The organism is Ralstonia sp. 110700041-2 (assembly GCF_056280165.1).
The window spans coordinates 1-21,348 of the sequence record NZ_JBSFAI010000015.1; the positions used below are offsets into that span (position 1 = coordinate 1).

Sequence of the window (21,348 nt, forward strand, 5' to 3'; positions counted from 1 at the left end):
GGCTATCTGTGAATCTCGACTTCTTCATCTGCAGAACTCCCTCTTAACGAGAAAATTCTACTTCTCCCAGCGGTGGATTTCAGGGGGTATTACCCGTCCGCTGGTTCTGGTGCGCGCCGCTGCACTGCGTCGTCCGGCGTTGCTGTCCGTGATGGCTTTGCTGCCGGTCTCCATCCAGGCTGCCCGCGCGGAAGATGCGCCCGTTTCTTCACCGGCTGCCGATGCGCTGCCCATCGCCGGTGGCGAGCTGGGCGACCGCTTTGGCTTTCATGGCCAATCCACCTGGGTCTGGCAAGCCAAGCCCGCTTTCAAGTCGCCGTACAGCGGTGACAACAGCCTGACAGCGGATCGCGCCACCAGCTATTCCTTCAGCACCACGCTCGACCTGGGCATGCGGCTGTGGAAGGGTGGCGAGTTTCACTTCAACCCGGAAGTCGTGATGGGCAAGGCGTTCTCGGATCTGCATGGTCTGGGCGGCCCGACCAACGGGGAGTTGGCCAAGGTCACAGGCACCGACCCGACGCTGTACCGCGCCCGCGTGTTCCTGCGTCAGACCTGGGGCCTGGGCGGTGATACGGAAAAGGTCGATGCCGATTTCAACCAGTTCGCTGATGTGGTCGACAAGCGCCGCGTGGTGCTGACCGTGGGCAACCTGCCGGTGCTCGACGTGTTTGATGCAGTGGAGTACGCGCACGATCCGCGCACGCAGTTCCTGAACTGGTCGTTCATGACGCATCCGTCGTTCGACTATGCAGCGGATGCTCGCGGCTACAGCTGGGGGCTTGCGCTCGAGTACATCGATAGCGAGCTTGGCTGGGCGGTGCGCGCGGGCCGTTTCCTCCAGCCGGTCGAGTCCAATGGTTTGCCGCTCGACACGCGTTTCCTGAAGCACTACGGCGACATGGTGGAGCTTGAAAAGCGCTACACGCTGTTCGGCCAGGAGGGCAAGGTGCGCTTGCTGGGCTGGCGCAACTTCGCGCGCATGGGCCGCTTTGATGATGCGATTGCGCTCGGGCAGGCCACCGGTGCCGCGCCAGACCTGAGCCAGGTGCGGCGCGAGCACGCCAAGGTGGGCGTCGGCCTGTCGTTCGAGCAGAAAGTGGGCGAAAACCTGGGCCTGTTCACCCGCCTGAACTGGTCGGATGACAAGACCGAGACCTATGCTTTTACCGAGGCGGGCCGCAACGTGTCGTTCGGCGGTCTGCTCAAGGGCACGTCCTGGGGGCGGCCGAATGATGTGTTGGGGGCGGCCTTTTCGCTCAACATGCTGGGCCCGGATCATCGTGCCTATCTGGCGGCGGGCGGCAGCGGCGCCTTCCTGGGTGACGGCGCACTGAACTATGGCCACGAGCGCATACTCGAAGTGTTCTACAGCTTTCAACCGGTCAAGGGCATCACGCTCAGCCCCGATTTTCAGTTGATCCAGAACCCCGGTTACAACCGGGACCGCGGGCCTGCCAAGTTCTTTGGCATTCGTGCCCACGCGGAGTTCTAACGCCTACGGAGGACCCATATGGACAGTCCGAGTCGACCTTATCCGACAACCACATCAGTTTCCCACTAGGCCAGTCCGCCGCACGGTTTTCCCTGCTGCTGACTTGCCGCCCAGGCAAGGCAGCGGTGTCTGCATCGCTCCTTGATTGTTTGAATCTGCCGCCAGGGTAAGACGACCCCTGTGCGGCGATTGCCGCATGCCATGCACCCGTCGTGCGCATGTGGCGAGGAGTACCTATGCGCAAATTCAACATCCCCGCCCGTCGTTTCTCGGCAATCGCGCTGCCGTTCAGCTCGCCGTTCGTGCAGGCCCGGGCCGGTGCGCCCGAGCGTGCCAACGCCGTGCCCGCCACCTCCAACCGGCGTGCTGACGACGGTGGGCAGCCGCTCTCCAACCACGGCTACGCTGCCGCTGCCGTCCGGCTGTCGCGCACCTATTGGTAACCGGTGGGTCATCCAATCACCCAATAACAAATCGGAGGTCGCTATGACCCAACTGACTTCGGGCATCGACACACCACCACGTCATGCCGCTCTCGACGACGCCCATGTGGGCGACATCCGTGGGGCGCTCGGCACCATCGCCCACCATGACACCGGCGCGCGTGATAGCTGGCGTGCGCGCTTGCGTACATTGCTCGCCATCCTCGGGCCCGGCCTGATCGTGATGGTCGGCGACAACGATGCCGGCGCCTTCGGCACCTACACGCAGGCCGGGCAGAACTACGGCACCACGCTGCTCTGGACGTTGCTGCTGCTGATCCCTGTGCTGTACGTGAACCAGGAGATGGTGCTGCGCCTGGGCGCCGTCACGCGCGTCGGCCATGCGCGGCTGATCTTTGCGCGCTTCGGCAAGTTCTGGGGCAGCTTCTCCGTCATCGACCTGTTTCTGGTGAACGCGCTGACCTTGGTGACGGAATTCATCGGCATCAGCCTGGCGCTGGAGTATCTCGGCATCCCGCGTCATTGGGGCGTGTGTGCAGCGGCCGCGCTGGTGATGCTGGCCGCCTCCACGGGCGACTTCCGCCGCTTCGAGCGCTTTGCGCTGCTGCTGGTGGCGGGCAGCCTCACGCTTATTCCCATCTTTGTGATGGTGCACCCGCCGATGGGGCAGGTGGCGCGCGACTTCTTCGTGCCTGCTCTACCGGCCGGTGCACCGCTGGCGGAGGTAATGCTGCTGATCATCGCCATCGTGGGGACGACGGTGGCGCCGTGGCAGTTGTTCTTCCAGCAGAGCTACGTGATCGACAAGCGGATCACCGCGCGCTTCATCCGCTATGAGCGAGCGGACCTGTGGCTGGGCATCGTGCTCGTGATTGCCGGTGCCGTGGCGATGATCGCCTTCAGCGCGCAGGCCTTCCACGGTACGCCAGAGTTTGGCAACTACACCGATGCACTGGGCACGGCGAAAGGGTTGGAAGCGCACTCGGGCCGCTGGGCCGGTGTGCTGTTTGCGATCGCGCTGTTGGACGCCAGCATCATCGGCGCATGCGCGGTGTCGCTGTCCACGGCCTATGCTATCGGCGATGTGTTCGCTGTACGGCATTCGCTGCATCGCAAGCCGACGGAGGCCAAGGGTTTCTATGCGATTTACTTCGGGCTGACGCTGCTGGCCGCAGGGTTGGTGCTGACGCCGGGTGTGCCGCTCGGGCTGTTGACCAACGCGGTGCAATCACTGGCCGGCGTGCTGCTGCCGAGCGCGACGGTGTTCCTGCTGCTGTTGTGCAATGACAAGGCTGTGCTGGGCCCCTGGACGAACGGCCGCGCGATGAACATCTTCACCGGCGGTGTGGTGGCGGTGCTGGTGATGCTCTCCGTCATCCTGACGGCGGCGGTGCTGTTTCCCGGCATCGGCGAATTCGAGATCGGCGCGATCCTGATCGGCGGTTCGCTCATCGCCATTGTCATGTCGCTGGTGTTGTGGCACATCGAGCGGCGCAGTCATCGATCCCAGCATCCACTGCGCGTGAGCGTGCTCGATCGCGACCACTGGACCATGCCGCCGCTGGAGCAGCTCACGCCAGCACGTTGGACACCGCTCAAGCGCACGTGGATGTTTGTGCTGCGGGCTTATCTCGTGGTGGCCGCTGGACTGGTGCTGGTGCGGATCGCTGGGCTGGTGACGGGATGAGGCTAGGCCAACAGCCTACATACATCTTGCCTCACGCGCCGGGTAGCTGAAGCGGTTTTGAGTCCAGTTTGCCAACGGGGACAAGGGGTTGCTCGCAATCCCGGATGTTCACGTATACGTGCGCGTCCTTTTTCAACGGGCTGTCGAGAGGCAGTTGCACCACCACGTGTTGCAGTTTATGGCTGCTATGCATATATCTGCCGGCCGTGGTTCCGAAGTCGAACCTTACGACAGCAACCGGAGGATACGCTGCAGACAGGTCTCGCCTTTGGCGGCACAGCGCTCCGAACCGCCCCAGATCCGCTGGTGCACCAATCTTTTCGATTTCTCCGAGTCTCCATCCCTCGTCGTAGGCATATTTGCCTTCATAGATAGTCGAGCAACCGGCGAGGGACATGACCAGCATTGTGCTCATGGTGCGCATCTGCAGTGCGGAAGGAAGAGAGCGCATTCTGAGAACTCCTACCATCATCTGCCTCTTGATACTCCATTTGGACCTATGGCCACGAACCTGTTCGATAGGCATAGCGCATACTTGAAAAGTCCTGCCCTCCATTCAATGTAGGTCACGTCTCCCACACAGTGATACCGTACAAATCACAGTGCGCTATTTGTCGAACGCGGTAAAAGAGGAAGACCGACAGAGTGAAAACGAAAACGCATCTCATGCAGGTTTTCGTTTGCGTCACCGGGTTATTCGGAAAAACGCATGCACGACGTCTATGCTTCGGCTGCCAGAAATTGGAGCCCCCCATGCAACACACTCGCTTATCCAGCCTTGTTGGAGTCATCGCAACGGTACTGGGTCTAACTGCGCTTCCGGCGTATGCCGTCCTTCCTGATGAGATTCAGGTCTACACCGGTGACATCAACGCGCCCGGCGAGTTTGGACTGGAGTTGCATCTGAACACGACGCCAAGCGGCATTGGAGGACCGTCTTATCCGCGCGAGGTCACGACACCGCATGGCTGGCGGGGCACTGCTGAATTCTCTTACGGCTTGACGCCTTCGGTGGAACTCGGTGTGTACGTCCCAACCGCGCTCACGCGCGAAAATACCTACTACGTCACCGGGCCAAAGGTGCGCGTCAAATGGATGCCCGTCCGACCCGAAGACGGTGTCGGTTACTTCGCTGGTCTCAACGTCGAGCTTGCTCATGTTGCAAGTCGCTTTGAGCAATCACAACAAGCGGTAGAGCTCCGGCCGATTTATGGCTATCAGAATGAGCAATGGCTATGGGCGCTCAACCCGGTGCTCGACTGGAATCTCTCCGGCCAGGATCGCAGTGGCGTGCCTGAATTCGCCCCGGCCCTCAAGATCGCCCGTACGGTGTCCACAGGCATTCGTGCCGGATTGGAGTACTACGCCGGTCTGGGTCGCGTCGACCATGTCTTGCCATTATACGAACAACAGCACACGGCCTTTCTCGCGTTTGACGTGGATCGCAAGCCGTTCGTTTTCAACTTTGGCGTGGGCAGAGGCTTAACGCGCGCCACCGACCGGTGGACGTTCAAATGGATCTTTGAAGTCCCATTGAGTTAACCGTCAGCCCTCAGCGAGAAGGCTGGCGCCTCATCGGTTTTAGCGCCGTGCGACGTCAGCGTTGGGCCGGTTCCACCACCCGCCACCTAGGGCTTGAAACAGCGCTGCCGTATCGGCGAATCGGTTTGCACGCGCCCCAATCGTGGCTTGCACAGCAGTCTGGTAGGCCTGTTCTGCATTCAGCACCGCGAGGATGTTGACCTGGCCGATCGCGCGCTGCCTATCCGTGATGTTTAGAGTTCGGTGTGCTGCCTGTTCGGATCTGAGCGCGGCTTTCAGCACGTCGGCATCGGCATCTAGCGCGTGCAGGGTATCGGCGACGTTCTGGAATGCAGTGATGACGGTGCCACGGTACTGTGCCTCCGCTTGATCGACCCCCGCATCGGCTGCCCGTTTTTTCGCCAGCATCGCACCACCATCGAAGAAGGTCTGCGCCACATTGCCGACCAGGCTCCAGAAGACGTTGCCGTCCCGGAACATCTGGCTGAAGATTTCTGCGGTGCCGCCCTTGGTGCCGGTGATCGTCAGTTGGGGCAGCATATTGGCGATCGCCACGCCCACCTGCGCTGTTGCGGCGTGCAGCTGTTCTTCGGCTGCGCGCACGTCAGGGCGCTGCCGGACGAGATCCGATGGCAGCGACACGGGCAAGTCCTGCGGCAGCGTGAAGTCTGCAAAGGTGAACGTCTCGGCGATGCCTTCGCTAGGCAGCTTGCCGGCCAGTGCAGCCAACAGATCGCGCTGAACCGCCAGTTGCTTTTGCAGGTTGGGTAGCGCCTGCTCGGCCTGCGCAAGCGCCGTTTCGGCAGCTGCAATATCCAGCCCCGTTACCGCGCCCAGCGCGAACTGCTTGTGCAGGTTGTCGAGCAACTGCGTATTGATGCCGACAATGCGTTGTTGCGCTTCAATCTGCGCGCGCAGCGAGGCTTCCTGCACTGCCGCCACCACGATGTTGGACGCAAGGGTGAGGTGAGCCGCCTCCATCTGGAAGTACTGTGCCTCTTCGGTGGCCTTCAGTGATTCCACCTGCCGGCGGTTCAGGCCGAAGACGTCTGGGGCATAGCTCACCGTGAGCTGCGCGGTGTGCAGGGTGTAGATCGGTGCGCCAGAGGTGAGCGTGGGCGAAATCGTGCCGACGGCGTTTTGCTGTCGGCTCGGTTGATACGAGCCCTGCAGCATTGGGAAGAACGCTCCTTGTTGCGCGCGCGTTTGCTGCTGCGCCACGCGCAGTGCAGCCTGGGCGGCGGCCAGCGTGGGGCTGGCGGAAATCGCATCGGCAATCGTCTTGTTCAGCTTTTCTGACTGGAACGCCTTCCACCATTGATCGGAAACTGGCATCCCCGAGACAAAGCGCTGTGCTTCGCCGCCCTGCGTGGCTGCAGCCGATGTCTGCTGCGGCAGCGGCTTGGGCGTATAGCCAGTCACTTTCGGAGCATCCGGAGTCTTGAAATCCGGTCCGACCGCGCAGGCGGCGGTCAACAGGCATGCCGCCGCCACGATGGTCAGGCGCAGAAGAACAGTGGCGGACGATGGCATGCCGTGGGCAGTGTTGGCGGGCATGGAAGCACCCAGTTTGGTCGAATGGCGCCGATTCTATGGGGGCGTCGAATCGTTGCGAACTGTGATTCATCACAGTAGACCGCTCCACGTGCGGGCAGCATCATGCGGGCAAAATTTCTATCAACTGGGGTACTGCTGTGCAGGTTGATTACAAGTCCGCAGCCATTGGGGGCGTTGTCGCCGGGTTGGTCGTTGGCGGCCTGATGTGGGGAATCTGGGGGCAAAAGCGCTCGGAAGCTGCGCCCGCACCATCGTATGCAGCCGCGCCGGTCACCGTGCCAGCGCCACCCTCACGCGATGGGCAGGCCGTGACCTTGAGCCAGGGCCAATTGCAGTACATCAAGGTTGCGCCCGTAGAGTTGCGCGAATTCGCCAACCGGCGCGAGGCGGTGGGCAATATCGACTTCAACGAGGACCGCGCTGTGCAGGTCTTCACGTCGTACCAAGGCAAGATCCGCAACACCTACGCCAAGGTGGGCGACATCGTTGCCAAGGGCAAGCCGCTGTTCGATATCGACAGCCCTGATCTGGTGCAAGCGGAATCCACGCTGATTTCCACTGCTGGTACGCGCAAGTTGACGACTGATGCGCTCGCTCGTGCGCGCCAGTTGTATGAGATCCAGGGCCTGGCACAGAAGGATCTGGACCAGGCTATCTCCGACCAGCAAGCCGCCGAGGCGGCCTACAAGGCCGTGCGTGAAGCCCTGGCTGTGTTCGGCAAGACGCCCGCACAGATGGACCAGATCGTGCAGACGCGCAAGACTGATTCGCTGCTGACGGTGGTGAGCCCGATCTCGGGCCAGGTGACCGCGCGCAGCGCGCAGCCAGGCTTGCTCTTGCAGCCCGGCAACGGTACGGCGCCATTCACGGTGGCTGATGTGTCCACCATGTGGATGCAGGCGTTCGTGCCGGAAGCCGATGCACCGCTGCTGCACGTCGGCCAGCCGGTCAAGATTCACGTCATGGCGTTCCCAAGCCGGGTCTTCAACGGCAAGATCACCACCGTGGGTGCATCGGTCGACGCCAACACGCACCGCATCCTGGTGCGTTCGGAAATCGACGACCCGAAGCACGAACTGCGCCCCGGCATGTTCACTTCATTCGACATCACCACCGGCGCGCCCATCCAATCCCCAGCGTTGGCGATGGACGGCGTGGTCCGCGAAGGCGACGGCACCATGACCGCGTGGGTTACGACCGACCGCAAGCGCTTTGCGCGGCGCGTGATCAAGCTTGGCCTGGAGCAGGATGGCTTTGTGCAGGTGCTCGAAGGCCTGAACGCAGGCGAGCTGGCCGCCAACGAAGGGGCACTGTATCTGAGCACGGCTGCCTCCGGCAGCGTCAATAGCGCTGATTGAGGGGAGTTCACCGTGCTCAAAGCGATTCTGAAGCTGTCGCTGCTGCGACGGCCGCTGATCCTGTTGTTCCTGCTGGCGTTCGTGACGGCAGGGCTGTTCGCGTATTCCAAGCTCAACATCGAGGCGTACCCCAACCCCGCTCCCGTCATTCTCGAAATCACGGCGCAAACGCCCGGTCTGTCGGCCGAAGAAATGGAGCGGTACTACACCGTGCCGATGGAGATCGGCCTCGCGGCGACGCCCGGTGTGGAGAACATCCGCTCCACGTCGTTCTATGGGTTGTCGTTCGTGCGCGTGACCTTTAAGTACGGGATCGACTACTACTTTGCTTACACGCAGGCGGCACTTGCCCTCCAGCAGAACGTCAGCCTGCCCAACAATGTGCAGCCGCAAATTCAGGCGTCCAGCCTGGTCGGGGAAGTGGTGCGCTATCAGTTGAAGGGCCCGCCCCACTTTGGCCTGACCAACCTGCGCACCTTGCAGGATTGGGTGTTGCAGCGCCGCCTGAAGACCGTACCGGGCGTGGCGCAGGTCGTCAGTTGGGGAGGCACGACCAAGGAGTACGACGTCGAGGTCGACCCGAAGAAGCTGGAAGCCTATGGCGTCACCCTGCCGCAGATGATGACGGCGCTCGGTAACGCCAATATCAACGTCGGCGGGCGCACGATCAACTTTGGCCAGCAGTCAGTCAACATCCGCGGCGTGGGTCTGATCCAAGACGTGAAGGACATCGACAAGATCGTCCTTACGCAGACCAATGGCGTGCCCGTGCAGGTCAAGGATGTCGCGAAGACGAAGATTGGTTTCGCGCCCCGTCTGGGCATTGCCGGCCGTGACAACGAAAGCGACGTCGTCACCGCCATCGTGGTGATGAACCGCACCATGCAGACCAACGACGTGGTGGCGCGCGTCAAGGCCGAGCTGGACAAGATCAACACCGATGGCACGCTGCCGGCAGGCGTGAAGGTCGAGCGTTACTACGACCGCTCGGAGCTCGTCTCGGTCACCACGCACACGGTCATGCATGCGCTGCTGTTTGGCTGCCTGCTGGTGTTCTTCATCCAATGGATCTTCCTGGGCGATTTGCGCAGCGCCATCATCGTTAGCGCCAACATTCCGTTTGCGCTGTTCTTCAGCATCCTGATCCTCTTGCTGACCGGCGAATCCGCCAACCTGCTATCGGTGGGCGCGGTGGACTTCGGGATCATCGTGGATTCGTCGGTCATCCTGGTCGAAAACATCTTCCGCAACTTCCAGATGCCGGCGGCGGAGCAGACGCGCCTGCTGATGAGCCGTGACGCGAAGATGCTGGGCTTCCGCGTGCCGGAGCGCTTGCGCATGATTTTCGTCAGTGCGCTGCAGGTCGATCGCGCGGTGTTCTTCTCCGCACTGATCACTGTGGCCGCATTTGTTCCACTGTTCACCATGCAGGGGGTGGAAGGCCAGATCTTCGGCCCGATGGCGCGTACCTATGGCTACGCGTTGGCGGGCGCGCTTATCGCCACCTTCACGGTCACGCCGGCGCTGTGCTCGTACCTGCTGCCCAAGAAGATCGAAGAGAAGGAAACCTGGCTCGTTCGCGCGTTGCACAAGGTCTACCAGCCTGCGCTGACGTGGTCCTTGTCCAACCGGCGCATTGCCGTGACGATCGGCGCGGTCGTGCTGGCGGTAACGGCGGCGCTCATGCCGCTGCTGGGTACGGAGTTCCTGCCGGCGCTTGAAGAAGGCAACCTGTGGATTCGGCTGACGATGCCGCAAACGGCGTCGCTGGAATCGGGCGTGGTACCGGTCGCGCGCATGCGCCAGATTTTGCTCAAGCACCCCGAGGTGCGCACGGTGGTGTCGGCCCACGGTCGCCCCGACGACGGCAGTGATGCCGCGGGCTTCTACAACGCTGAATTCTTCGTGCCCCTCAAGCCGTTCGACCAATGGTCGGCGGGGATGACCAAGGAGAAGCTGATCGCGCAGATCCAGAAAGAATTCACCAGTGAGTTCACCGGGGTCGGCCTGAACTTCTCGCAGTACATCCAGGACAACGTGGAAGAAGGGTTGTCGGGCGTGAAGGGGGCCAACTCGGTCAAGATCATCGGCCCGGACCTGCAGGTGCTGGAGCGGCTTGCCGATCAGGTACAGGGCGAGATGAGCGAGGTCAAAGGCATCACAGACCTGGGCATCTTCCGCGTGCTCGGTCAACCGAACCTGAACGTGCGCATCAACCGTGAGGCGGCCGCGCGCTATGGGCTCAACACTGGGGATGTGAACACCGTGGTGCAAGCGGCCCTGTCGGGCTCTCAGGCGACCACCATCCTGGAAGGCGATCGGCAGTTTGCACTGACGGTGCGGCTGGCCCCGGAGTACCGTGCCACAATCGATGCGGTGCGCAACATCCGCGTCGCCTACTCGAACGCGAATGGCGGCAACGCCTACATTCCGCTCTCGGCGCTGGCTGACATCACGCTGGATACGGGGGCGTCGTACATCTATCACGAGAAGAACGCCCGCTATATTCCGGTCAAGTTCAGTGTACGCGGGCGCGACCTGGGCGGCACGGTGGAAGAAGCGCAGCAGCGCATCGCCCAGCACGTCAAGTTGCCGCAAGGCTACCGCATCGAGTGGGCAGGTGAGTTTGAAGAACTCGAACAGGCCAAGCAGCGGCTCGCGGTCATGGTGCCGATCAGCATTCTGTTGATTCTGGTCCTGCTCTATGGACTGTTCAATTCGCTGCGCGATAGCCTGATGGCGCTGGCCGGTATTCCGTTTGCGATCACCGGTGGGGTAGCGGCACTGTTCCTGACGGGGCTGGACTTCAGCGTCTCGGCGGCCATTGGGTTCGTCTCGTTGTTTGGTGTATCGGTCATGGACGGCATCCTGATGATCACCTACTACAACGACTTGCGCCGGGAGCGCGGCCTCCAGCCAACTGAAGCGATGTTCCATGCGGCGCAACAGCGCATGCGGCCAATGCTGATGACGGCCCTGTCGGCGTGTATCGGCCTGTTCCCGGCGGCGATTTCCACGGGCATCGGCAGCCAGGTGCAGCGGCCCCTAGCCACCGTGGTTGTGGGCGGCATGTTGGTGGGCCCGTTGATGCTGCTGGTGATCGTGCCTGCGTTGCGGATGGTATTCCTCGGCAAGGAGCCGCCTGAAGACTCGCCCCTTGAGGAAGCGCCGGTCTGAGCGATGGCCGCCGCTTCGTGCGGCGGCCCCTATGGTTTGATAATGCCCGAGCTGGAAGCCCTGACCACGGCTTCGATGCGCGTGGCGACGCCCAGCTTTTCGCGCGCATTGTCCATATGGAAATCGACCGTGCGCTTGGAGAGCCCAAGAATCGTGGCGATCTCACCCGATGTCTTGCCGCGCGCAGACCATGCTAGCACCTCGACCTCACGCTCGCTCAGTTGTACGGGCGGATGTGCGGTATGCGTGCGCGGCCGTCTGGCGAGCCGGGTCTGCACAATGCTCATCAGGATTTCGAAGTCGACCGGTTTGGTCACATAGTCATCAGCACCCAGGCGACGCCCACGCAGTTCAGAGTCGCGTTGCGCCATCGCCGTCAAAAAGACGAACGGAATTTCAGCATAACGTGGCGCGAGCGTGCGCAATTGCTCCAGCAACTCGAACCCGGTCATGCCCGGCATGCCTACGTCGCACAGCACCAGATCGGGGGCTTCGCGCAGGAGCATCGCCAGCCCGGACTCACCATCGTTCGCCGTGATCACGGTGTAGCCGTGTTCGGCCAGTTCTTCGGTGATCAACTCGGCGGTTTCAACGTCGTCTTCAATGCAGAGGATCTTGGGGTTGGCTGGCTTCATGGGGATTTCAACTGGTGGTATGGTGACTGATGCTCCGCTCACGACGTCGTCAAGGAAAACTGCGCAGGACATTACCTATGCAATCGCCAAAAACGGTCACAGCCGCGCCAGACGGGCGGCGCTTTGGAATCGCATCGCCGTTGATCTTGCGTCCCATCCGTGTCCGGCTGACGCTGGTGTTCGTGATCTTTTTACTGCTAGTGGTCGGCGTCGGCGCTTTCAGTATCGACCAACTGGCGAGCTTCCACAGCGTATCTGCGCAGATCAGCGGGCGCTGGCTGCAGAACAGCCGGATTCTGGGCGACCTCAACAATTACATCTCGGATTATCGCGCGGCCGAAGGCGATTTTCTGATCGCCTCATCACGCGCTGACCTGCGAGCCGCCGACGAACAGGTCGCCATGCTCGACAAAGCGATTGCCACGTCCCAGGCCCGCTACGACAAGATCGAACACGACAGCGCCGAGCACGAGCTTTACAGCCAGTTTGTCACCCAATGGAACACGTATCGCGAGCTTGCGCGACGGCTGATGATTTCTGCCAAGGCAGGCGACGTAGCGGGTGCTGCGCGGCTCTATCACGCGGATTCCAAACACGCATTCGACTTGGCCAACGACACCTTGGGCGTGATGACCGAACGCAGTGTCGCTGGCGCCACGGCAGAAACCGAGCGAGAGGCGCAGGCCTACCACGATGCGCGGCAACTCATCGTTGGGGCGATCGTTGTGGCGGCATGTCTGGTCGTGCTGGCCGTGATCTACCTTGTCTATGCCGTGTCGCGCCCGATTGCCGTGCTAGTGGATCGCATGCACCGCGTTGCCAACAACGATACCCAGATCGACATCCCAGGCTTGGACCGCCACGACGAGATTGGCGACATCGCGCAAGCCGTGGCGCGTTTTCGAGAAAACACAATCGAACTGGGGCGCAGCAAAGATGTACTGACCGCCCAGGCGGCCGTATTGCAGGAGACGCTTGACAAAGAGCGCCGCATGGCCGAACTCCAACGCAATTTCATCTCAATGGCGTCGCATGAATTCCGTACGCCACTGGGCGTGATTGACGGCCAGGCCCAGCGGTTGATACGCACGCGTGATGCGTTGCAGCCCGAGGCGCTAGAAGAACGCTGCGGGAAAATCCGGGCGGCCGTGCAGCGCATGACGCACCTGATGGATCACTTGCTCGACTCTTCGCAGTGGCTGGATTCCACGACGCCAGCAGCGATGCGGCGCACCGATTTCCCGCTTGCAGCGCTTCTGCACGAGGTTTGCGAAATGCACTTGGAAGGCACGCCGAGCGCTCGGATCGAGGTGTGCATAGAGACGGATGAGCCGAACACATTCTTCGGCGATGCCCGGCTCTTATTCCAGGCCTTCAGCAATCTTGTCGGCAACGCCGTTAAGTATTCGCCGCCAGGCGCACCGGTCAGTGTGCGTATGCGCAGCGATGCCGACGGTGTGTCGGTAACTGTGGAAGACCGGGGCCTGGGCATACCAGAGCGCGATATCGAGCGCTTGTTCGAGCGCTACGTGCGCGGCGGCAACGTTGCAGGGACGGTTGGAGCAGGTGTCGGGCTTTACTTGGTGAAGCTGGTCGTGGAACTGCACCGAGGGACGATCACTGTGACCAGCGAAGAAGGCAAAGGCTCAAGATTCAACGTGTTCTTACCGCGACTGAACGGCTAGCTTGTGCCGGCTGGGAGCCTGTCTACGGGATCGACGTGGGTCATGACATTGAGAACGTCATGCCTTTCCATGACGCGTCGCCTTGCTTCCAGCGCGATGTCGTGACCGACCTTCACGGTTGCGGTGCTTTCGATCTCCAAGTGCGCGTCCACCAGGATCATGTCGCCCATCTTGCGTGTCCGAACGTCATGAACGCCAAGCACGCCTGGCGTGCCGAGCATTACTTGCCGAATTTCGGTCGCTGTCTCTTCATCGACGGCTCTGTCCATGAGATCGTGCAGAGCATTCGAGCCAAACTGCCACCCCATTCTGGATACCATCAACCCCACAATGAGTGCGGCTACCGGGTCGAGCAGGTGAAATCCAAGCAAATTGCCGATGATGCCGAGTGCGACCACCAACGAGGAGGCTGCGTCGGAGCGAGCATGCCAGGCGTTCGCTATCAGCATGCTGGAGCGTACGCGTTCGGCGACGGCCAGCATGTACCGGAACAACAGCTCTTTACTCACCAGTGCGCCAAGTGCGACCCACAAGCCAATCAACTTCACATGTGAAATTGATTCCGGATGCTCCAGCTTTGTCACTGCACTCCAAAGCATTCCGATGCCTACGGCGAGCAGCAGCAAGCCCAATACCAGGGATGCCGCTGTCTCGAACCGAAGGTGACCATAGTGATGTTCTGCGTCCGGTTCCTTCTGGCTATGGTGTCCGGCAAAGAGAACGACGAAATCCGAAACCAGGTCGGAAAGCGAGTGAATCGCGTCGGCTATCAGCGCTTGTGAATGGGCAAGAACGCCAGCAACCAGCTGCGCGGCTGTTAGGGCCAAATTGACGCCTACGCTTACTAGCGTGCTGCGTTTCGCAGCGCGCTTCATGGCCGGCGTCTCGCTGTCGAGATCGATCTCTGTTGACTGTTGCATGGTCTTGTTTGTCTGATGGTCGAGGACCGATCACCTTGAGGGCGAGCACCTGAATTTGGCCGCGATCATAGGTTGAGAATTGACCGTTTGGGGAATAACCGGTAGCCGCAGAAAAGAATCCGCATGAGAGGCGTTCGCATTCGCTGTAGCACTGGTGGGCACACGTGCAGTACCGGGATCCCTGATCCAGGAAAGCGGCGCTTTCAGCCTCAAGCCGCATCAGATTGCCTCGGGGTCAGATAGCCATTTGCATCGAACCGAGTGCCTCATGCCAGATGCAATTGGCAAGGGGCGAATCTAAGCCCCCATTGACCATTTTGAACATGCACGCTAAGACAATTCGTTATTGAGCCAGCATCGGCTTTCCGAACAGCGCCGGCAGGAAATCGTCCAGAAAGAACAACACCTGAACGTTCGCGCCGACACCGCGCGTCGATCCGTGGGTCGAGGGGAGGACCAGTTCCGCTGCCACCTGCCACGTATCCTTGACATAAGCGACGCCCGGGTTGACGGTGCCGCGCGTGCGCTGGCCCCGTGGTGAGTCGAATGCGAATTCGACCAACGGGACCCATTGATAGAGCGGCTCCTCTTTGGGGAGCACGCCTGGTACAAACCGATCCGTCAAATAGAGCGTGCTGTACTCCAATGCGAACCCCCAATGCACCGTGGTGACGTTGGCTGTCCTCACAGGGTTGAACTGTCGCGTCATCGGGTCGTAGCTCAAGTTGTCCGATGTTTTGCTGGTCGGCACGGCCACGCTGACGCCAGCGGTGATGCCCAACGGCCGCAGCCAAGACCACGCCTCAGGCAAGGCACCCAACCCCTGACCTACATACAGGCTGGGGGCAATGGTCGCTGACGTGCTGGCGCCGAGTCGTTTGGCGCCGGTCTGGGGCAGCCCATAGATCAGCGAGGCGGCAACAAGCGTCTCGTTCAGATCGTCTTCGTAGAGCCGGGATTTGAGAATCAGGTCGGAACCGGTTGCGCCTGGCTGGCGTGCACTGTCCCAGTCGCGCCGGATGAAGCCGCTATCAAAGCCGATCGAGACCTCAGGTGTCAGCAACCGCGCGAATGAGACTGTCGCGCCGCGATCCGTGACGTTGCCGCTGTTGTCAGGGTGCTGCACAGCGCCGGCGGTGATGGAAAATTCGTCAGCAACAGCGGGGTCGTCGAAATTCAGCGTTCCCGGAAAGAAGCGGTTGCCGGCAATGCCATGCGCATGCGATGGGCTGGAAACGAGCGCAGCAAGAGCGAACGCTGCCGCGCAAATGCGGGCAAATCGAGATGGGTGGTACATGGCCGGGAGAGCGTCCGCGGTCAGGCCGCGACAATGTTTTCTTGTTTTGGTTGGGCGAATGCGGCACCCACATGGCGGGGTACCGCCCCCGTTCTAATCGTCCGGAGGATATGTCCAGGTCGGACGTCAGGTTATTTGGTCGGTAACGAATGAACCTCGACCGTAACGTGTGACAGCGCTTGGAATCGCCGCAGCCGTTCGTGATAAAACTGCGGCCCGCGATGCGCCTGGCGTGTGCCCACAGAGACCACCACGCCCAGGTGCCCAGGGCCGATGCGCCAGACGTGCAGATCGAGCAGTGCGTCGCCATCGGTTTCCAGTGCAGTCTTGATGCGGCCGCCGATGTGCTTGTCCGGTGTCATGTCGACCAGGATGCCACCCGTGTCGCGCATCAGTCCGTACGCCCAGTTGGCGATGACCAGCGCACCGACGACACCTGCAAGCGGGTCCATCCAGAGCCAGCCGAAGGTTTTGGCCAGCAACAGCCCGATGATGGCCAGGACAGAGATGGCGGCGTCGGCCAAGACGTGCACATAGGCCGCGCGCATGTTGTGGTCGCGATGGTGCGCCCCGTGTCCATCGGCGTGATCGTGCTCATGCTCTTCGAAGGCCACGCTGTATTCCTGGCCGCCGATGCCGAGCACGGCAGTAAAGGCATGCGGCTCCGGAATCTCTGTGGTGGATTCCAGGTAGTTCGCCTTGCGGACCATCAGGAATTCCTGGCGGCTGCCGTCCGGCCGGATGGTGGTCACCGTCGCCACGTCGCTGGGCAGCGGGGTGGTTTCTCCAGCTAGGCGGAAAACTGGCGGTACGTCGTCTTCAAAGATCGACAGCGCGAACACCCCTGCTGGCGCGTTGATGTGCTGCACTTCCTTGCCGTGTGCATGTTTGTCGCCAAGTCCGGCTGGGCCGTGATCGTGTCCGTGGGCATGACCATGGTGATGACTGTGGCCATGGCTGTGGCCATCGTGGTCGCCACCGCTCAGCAGCCAGGCACTGGCGATGTTCACCAGCAGGCCGACCACCGCAATCGGGATCGCCTCACTAAAGTGGATCGGCACCGGCGAGAGGAATCGCACCACAGCCTCGTAGCCGATCAGCAGCGCGATCATCGCCAGGATGATGGCGCTGGTGAAGCCGGCCAGGTCGCCGAGCTTGCCTGTACCGAACACGAAGCGTGAGTCGTTCGCGTGGCGCCGCGCATATGTGTAGGCCAGCGCCGCGATCAGCATGGCGCCTGCGTGCGTCGACATATGCAGCCCATCGGCCACCAGGGCCAGCGAGCCAAACATGCTGCCGCCGATGATCTCAGCGGCCATCATCAGCGTGCACAGCACGATCACGGCCCATGTCTTGCGCTCGTTTTTCTCGTGCCCTGCGCCCAGGAACACGTGGTCATGACCGATACCGAACGGCGTGTCGTAGAAATTGCTCATGGCTGGCTCATTTGAAATAGCTGTGCACGACCTCGATCAGCTGCTCCTTGGCGCTGCCTTCGGCGTGTTCATGTTCGTCATCCACCTCGGTCAGGTGGGTGCGTATGTGATCTTCCAGCACGACGGCCAGCAGGCCATTCATGGCGCCGCGGCAACTCGTGATCTGCTGGAGCACGGGGGCGCACCCTTGCTCCTCCTCCAGTGCGCGCTCAATGGCATCCAGCTGGCCCCGAATCCGGCGAACGCGGTTGAGTAGCTTCTGCTTCTCACGGATGGTGTGGCTCATCGATCACCTCATTAAATATACTATAGGGGGGTATACTACATTGAGTTCGGCTGCCAAGGGAGCAACATTTGCACCGAACCAAAGGACGTAGCCCTCTGCATATATGACGGCGAAAATGTCCGACTGCGTGACGCGAGCGGGATTTCTTGCCGCCGGCCCGCAACGCCATCGGTAACGCGGTGCGTTACACCCCCGATCGATAGTCAGGAGGGCCCCGTGTGTGCACTACATAAGTTGCTCTCAGCGACCTAGACTGAAACGCGCTCAGTGCATTGAGCCCCCTCGCGATGGAGGGTCGACAAGTCAGGGTGGGGAAAGCAAGAATCCACGGATGTGTGCTTTGTGGAGCGCTTTATGCCGGTGCGCCGGATCCCTAAGAACTACCTCTTTGTCACTGGACGTCATCCCTCCCCGCTGGCGGATGAGGTCATTGAATTCGAGTCGATTCTGGAGAAGGAGTACATGCTCCTGCTGGACTCGGATCCCCAAGTGGAATCGTACGAATGTCAGCCGGTCAAAATTCCACTGTCTCGCGGCCGAGTTTATGTTCCAGATCTGCTGGTGACCTACCGCTGTTCTCCGTCGGGCAATCAGCGGTCTCCAGAATTGGTGGAAATCAAGAAGCGGGAATACCTTGATCGACACGCCGAGACGTATCGCGAGAAGTTTGCAGCGGCAACTGTCGTCGCCGAAGAGAGAGGCTGGGTCTTCGTTACCCGAACAGAGATCGACATCCGGACGCAGCACGTTCAAAACCTGAAGTTTCTGCATCGGTATCGCCATACGCCCGCGGACCCGGTCGCAGTGGAGCGCTTGCTTGCTGCGATGCGCCGGCTGGACAGTCCAACGACCCCCGAGACACTACTTGGTAGTTTGGCGGACACCTTAGAGATGCGCGCAGGCCTGATTCCCGTGCTTTGGCATCTTGTTGCTCACGGCGAAATCCAAGCGGACTTGCAGATTCCGTTGACGGATAGCACGCAGCTATTTCTACCGAGCTAGCCATGGCAAGCAAGTCGTTAGGAAAGACGCCGACTCTTCTGCCGATTAAGAAGGGCAGCAGCTACAGTCACGATGGGCGCGCATACACAATTCTCCGCTACGCCGCCTTGGACCAGGTTCTCGCACGCGAGGACGCGTCGGGAGCGATTGTCATTTTGAACATAGGGTCGCTCAAGCCTCCGTTCAGAGGCAGTGATGGCTCGCCCGAGCCCCAAGGCCAGATCGACCTCGAAGACGTATCGGATGACGACTGGGAAGAGGCGCAAAGCCGCCTAGACATCATTAGTCCTCTGCTCGCTCTTCGGCGGAATCGAAAGAAAGCAGACTACGTCGCTGTGGCAGCCGACGCAGACGTGAGTATCGCGACGCTCTACAACTGGCTGCGGACCTACCTTGCGTCTGAACAGCTGTCTTCGCTAATACCGACGCGCAAGAGCGGTGGCCGCGGGCGCAGTCGCCTCGCGCCAGAAGTGAAGCTGATCTTGGACAACTACGTTCAAGAGCACTATCTGACCATGCAAAAGCCGTCCGTAGCGAAGGCGGCCAGGGAAATTCGCCGCCTGTGCTATGTCGCGGAGCTTGAGCCTCTTCCGGCCGAGTCGACGATACACCGGCATCTAAGTTGGTTGGATGAACAAGAAGCGCTCAAGCGTCGTGAGGGGCGCCGCGCCGCTGAGCAACGATTTAGCGTGAATAAGGGATCCATTCCGGATGCTGAGTGGCCTCTTGCCATGGTGCAGGTCGATCACACTCTGTTGCCCGTCATCATCGTGGACGACAAGCACCGCAAGTCGATCGGACGTGCCTGGATCACTTTGGCAATCGATGTTTTCAGCCGCGCATGTTTGGGCATGTACTTGTCTCTGGATCCACCTTCAGCGATGTCCGCGGGCATGTGCATCTCGCACGCCATGTTGGATAAGGGGGAATGGATGGCGCGGCTGGGGTGCGGAGATATTGAGTGGCCCTTCCGCGGCCCCATAGACGTACTCCATATGGACAACGCCAAGGAATTCAGAGGCAAGATGCTGGCCGTCGCTGCGAGGGAGTACCACATCGATATTCACCTCCGGCCGGTAAAGCAGCCTCGCTACGGTGCGCATATCGAGCGGCTCATGGGCACCGTATCGGAGGAGTTGAAAGAGCTCAAAGGGGCAACGTTCGCGAATCCCCAGCAGAAAGGAGAGTACGACGCCGAGGGCAATGCCTGCATGACTATCGATGAGCTGGAGAAATGGCTTGTCCTGATGTTCGCTCGATATCATCGAGACGTTCACGCGGGCATTGGCACGACGCCGCTGACCAAATGGACCGAAGGCATTCTCGGCACACGGGGAAAGATGGGCCGTGGAATCCCACCGATAGTCGCCGATCCCGAGAAGGTCCGCATCGACTTCATGCCATTCGAGGAGCGAGCGATCCGAGGAGATGGAGTTGTCAACGACAACATCCACTACTTCCACGATGTCTTGAGACCGTGGATTGGGGAACGCGATCCTGACAATCCGAAGCGAGGTAAGAAGTTCCGGTTCCGCTATGACCCACGCGACATGAGCGTGTTGTACTTCTTCGATACCGATCTCAAACGGTATCAGGCGATTCCCTATCGAGATTCGAGCTTGCCGCCGGCAAGCATCTGGGAGATACGTGCAGCCAACAATGCAGCGAAGGCTGCGGGCATGAAGGAATACAGCGAACGGGACTTGTTTGCGCTGATCGCGCGGCAGCGCGAACTCGAAGAAGCTGCCGCTGAAAAAAGCAAGGCGGCACGTCGTGCTGAGCAGCAGCGCAAACAGCAGGACAAAGCTCGCGCGCAAAAATCTAAAGACCTGCCACGGGCCTCGAAGATCGAGCCGTCCAGGCTTGCGCCGGCAGTCCGTGGGTACGACCCAGACGATATTCAGGCACTGAGCGACGATGAATAGCACGACGGTTGAGTATGGCCACCTCAGTCCAAAGGCACAGGAGTACCTGGACCTGACAACCAAGGATCGGATTCGGAAGATTCAGGAGGGCACGTGGCTACAGCTCGACCATGCGACGACCACGCTCCAGAAGCTGGAGGATCTGCTCGACTATCCAAAGGTAACGCGGATGCCGAGTTACCTGATTGTTGGTCCGTCATATAGCGGCAAGACATCCATTCTTGAGCGATTCCGCGATCAACATCTTCCCGACGTGGATCCCGAGCACGAGGTAACACGGTGTCCGGTGGTGATGGTCGACGCACCACCCAAGCCCGACCTATCCGACTTCTACAGTCGAATCATGGATAGTCTGATGACGCCATATAAGCCGACGGCCCCAGTCTATGAAAAGTACTCGCAGGTCAAACGCCTCTTTGGCGAGATGGATGTGCGCATCCTCATCATCGACGAGATCCACCATCTAATTGCCGGTGGCCTGACCAAGCAACGCGAGTTTCGCAACGCACTCAAGAGCCTGAGCAATGAGGCGAAGGTCAGTATCGTCGCCTCAGGGATCGAAGAGGCATACAACGCGTTCAATGCCGATCCGCAGATGTCGAGTCGATTCGTTCCGATCGAGATGCCCAGTTGGACGCCCGGCCGGCAGCTAGGGACGTTGCTGAAGACGCTGGAGCGCCGGACGCCGCTGCGCAAGCCATCAGGGCTGCACTACCCCGAGATGATGCAGGCGATCTATATGAAGAGCGAGTCCACTCTCGGTGACATCTTCGATCTCGTGAAAACGGCGGCGGTTGACGCTATCCGTTCCGGCGAGGAAGCGATTACCGAAAAGCAGCTCGAAGCATTGGACTGGGTGCCGCCCTCCAAGCGCAAGACCTACAGGCGAAGGCTGTGAAAACC

General features: G+C 60.7%; 17 protein-coding genes. 10 read left to right on the plus strand and 7 right to left on the minus strand.

The features are described from left to right. Positions 1–151: 151 nt before the first annotated feature. From ACUXH0_RS20445 to ACUXH0_RS20455, 3 genes are all read left to right on the plus strand, one after another. Entirely contained in the window at positions 152–1,495 is a 1,344-nt protein-coding gene (locus tag ACUXH0_RS20445) for a carbohydrate porin (RefSeq protein WP_259393734.1), read from the plus strand. A gap of 236 nt (positions 1,496–1,731) precedes the next feature. After that, positions 1,732–1,938 carry a hypothetical protein gene (locus ACUXH0_RS20450; protein WP_012435727.1) on the plus strand — a complete coding sequence of 69 codons (207 nt, stop codon included), beginning with the start codon at positions 1,732–1,734 and terminating at the stop codon, positions 1,936–1,938. Positions 1,939–1,981: 43 nt separating this feature from the next. After that, positions 1,982–3,625, plus strand: a complete 1,644-nt coding sequence (locus ACUXH0_RS20455; RefSeq protein ID WP_182594575.1) for an Nramp family divalent metal transporter — start codon at positions 1,982–1,984, stop codon at positions 3,623–3,625. A gap of 31 nt (positions 3,626–3,656) precedes the next feature. On the opposite strand, the gene ACUXH0_RS20460 is transcribed toward ACUXH0_RS20455, so the two are convergent. After that, positions 3,657–4,040, minus strand: a complete 384-nt coding sequence (locus ACUXH0_RS20460) for a hypothetical protein (protein WP_233902599.1) — start codon at positions 4,038–4,040, stop codon at positions 3,657–3,659. Between the two features lie 338 nt (positions 4,041–4,378). Between ACUXH0_RS20460 and ACUXH0_RS20465 the strand changes: the two genes are divergently transcribed. Then, positions 4,379–5,167, plus strand: coding sequence for a hypothetical protein (locus tag ACUXH0_RS20465; RefSeq protein WP_182594574.1), 789 nt, complete (start codon positions 4,379–4,381; stop codon positions 5,165–5,167). Between the two features lie 39 nt (positions 5,168–5,206). Here ACUXH0_RS20465 and ACUXH0_RS20470 read toward each other — a convergent pair whose 3' ends face one another. Then, the gene (locus tag ACUXH0_RS20470; protein ID WP_012435731.1) at positions 5,207–6,724 is read right to left on the minus strand and encodes an efflux transporter outer membrane subunit; all 1,518 of its coding nucleotides are present in this window, start codon (positions 6,722–6,724) and stop codon (positions 5,207–5,209) included. 137 nt (positions 6,725–6,861) lie between these two features. Between ACUXH0_RS20470 and ACUXH0_RS20475 the strand changes: the two genes are divergently transcribed. Together ACUXH0_RS20475 and ACUXH0_RS20480 are read left to right on the plus strand one after the other, a co-directional pair. Continuing rightward, complete coding sequence (locus tag ACUXH0_RS20475; protein ID WP_182594573.1) at positions 6,862–8,082, plus strand: efflux RND transporter periplasmic adaptor subunit; 1,221 nt, start codon at positions 6,862–6,864, stop codon at positions 8,080–8,082. Between the two features lie 12 nt (positions 8,083–8,094). Continuing rightward, positions 8,095–11,259, plus strand: a complete 3,165-nt coding sequence (locus tag ACUXH0_RS20480; RefSeq protein WP_012435733.1) for an efflux RND transporter permease subunit — start codon at positions 8,095–8,097, stop codon at positions 11,257–11,259. A gap of 29 nt (positions 11,260–11,288) precedes the next feature. Here the strand turns inward: ACUXH0_RS20480 and ACUXH0_RS20485 are convergent, their stop codons facing one another. Continuing rightward, entirely contained in the window at positions 11,289–11,894 is a 606-nt protein-coding gene (locus tag ACUXH0_RS20485; RefSeq protein ID WP_012435734.1) for a response regulator transcription factor, read from the minus strand. A gap of 77 nt (positions 11,895–11,971) precedes the next feature. Between ACUXH0_RS20485 and ACUXH0_RS20490 the strand changes: the two genes are divergently transcribed. Further along, positions 11,972–13,579 (plus strand): sensor histidine kinase, encoded by a 1,608-nt coding sequence (locus tag ACUXH0_RS20490; RefSeq protein ID WP_182594577.1) that lies wholly within the window; start codon positions 11,972–11,974, stop codon positions 13,577–13,579. On the opposite strand, the gene ACUXH0_RS20495 is transcribed toward ACUXH0_RS20490, so the two are convergent. The 4 genes from ACUXH0_RS20495 to ACUXH0_RS20510 form a co-directional block, all read right to left on the minus strand. Further along, on the minus strand, positions 13,576–14,499 hold the full coding sequence (locus tag ACUXH0_RS20495; RefSeq protein ID WP_182594572.1) for a cation diffusion facilitator family transporter: 924 nt from the start codon (positions 14,497–14,499) through the stop codon (positions 13,576–13,578). The two genes, ACUXH0_RS20490 and ACUXH0_RS20495, sit on opposite strands and share 4 nt — an antisense overlap. A 343-nt stretch (positions 14,500–14,842) precedes the next feature. After that, entirely contained in the window at positions 14,843–15,796 is a 954-nt protein-coding gene (locus tag ACUXH0_RS20500) for a hypothetical protein (RefSeq protein ID WP_182594571.1), read from the minus strand. Positions 15,797–15,927: 131 nt separating this feature from the next. After that, a complete protein-coding gene (gene dmeF, locus ACUXH0_RS20505; RefSeq protein ID WP_182594570.1) occupies positions 15,928–17,232 on the minus strand; it encodes a CDF family Co(II)/Ni(II) efflux transporter DmeF in 1,305 nt (434 codons plus the stop codon). Between the two features lie 7 nt (positions 17,233–17,239). After that, complete coding sequence (locus tag ACUXH0_RS20510) at positions 17,240–17,518, minus strand: metal/formaldehyde-sensitive transcriptional repressor (protein ID WP_012435739.1); 279 nt, start codon at positions 17,516–17,518, stop codon at positions 17,240–17,242. A 354-nt stretch (positions 17,519–17,872) separates the two neighbouring features. Here ACUXH0_RS20510 and ACUXH0_RS20515 point away from each other — a divergent pair, with 354 nt between their 5' ends. From ACUXH0_RS20515 to ACUXH0_RS20525, 3 genes are read left to right on the plus strand one after another with little or no spacing between them, the layout of a single operon-like run. Then, on the plus strand, positions 17,873–18,520 hold the full coding sequence (locus ACUXH0_RS20515; RefSeq protein ID WP_182594569.1) for a TnsA endonuclease N-terminal domain-containing protein: 648 nt from the start codon (positions 17,873–17,875) through the stop codon (positions 18,518–18,520). A 2-nt stretch (positions 18,521–18,522) separates the two neighbouring features. Next, positions 18,523–20,445 carry a Mu transposase C-terminal domain-containing protein gene (locus ACUXH0_RS20520; RefSeq protein WP_012435741.1) on the plus strand — a complete coding sequence of 641 codons (1,923 nt, stop codon included), beginning with the start codon at positions 18,523–18,525 and terminating at the stop codon, positions 20,443–20,445. Next, positions 20,438–21,343, plus strand: coding sequence for a TniB family NTP-binding protein (locus ACUXH0_RS20525; RefSeq protein WP_182594568.1), 906 nt, complete (start codon positions 20,438–20,440; stop codon positions 21,341–21,343). The genes ACUXH0_RS20520 and ACUXH0_RS20525 overlap by 8 nt, the downstream gene beginning before the upstream one ends. The last annotated feature ends 5 nt before the right edge of the window (positions 21,344–21,348 follow it).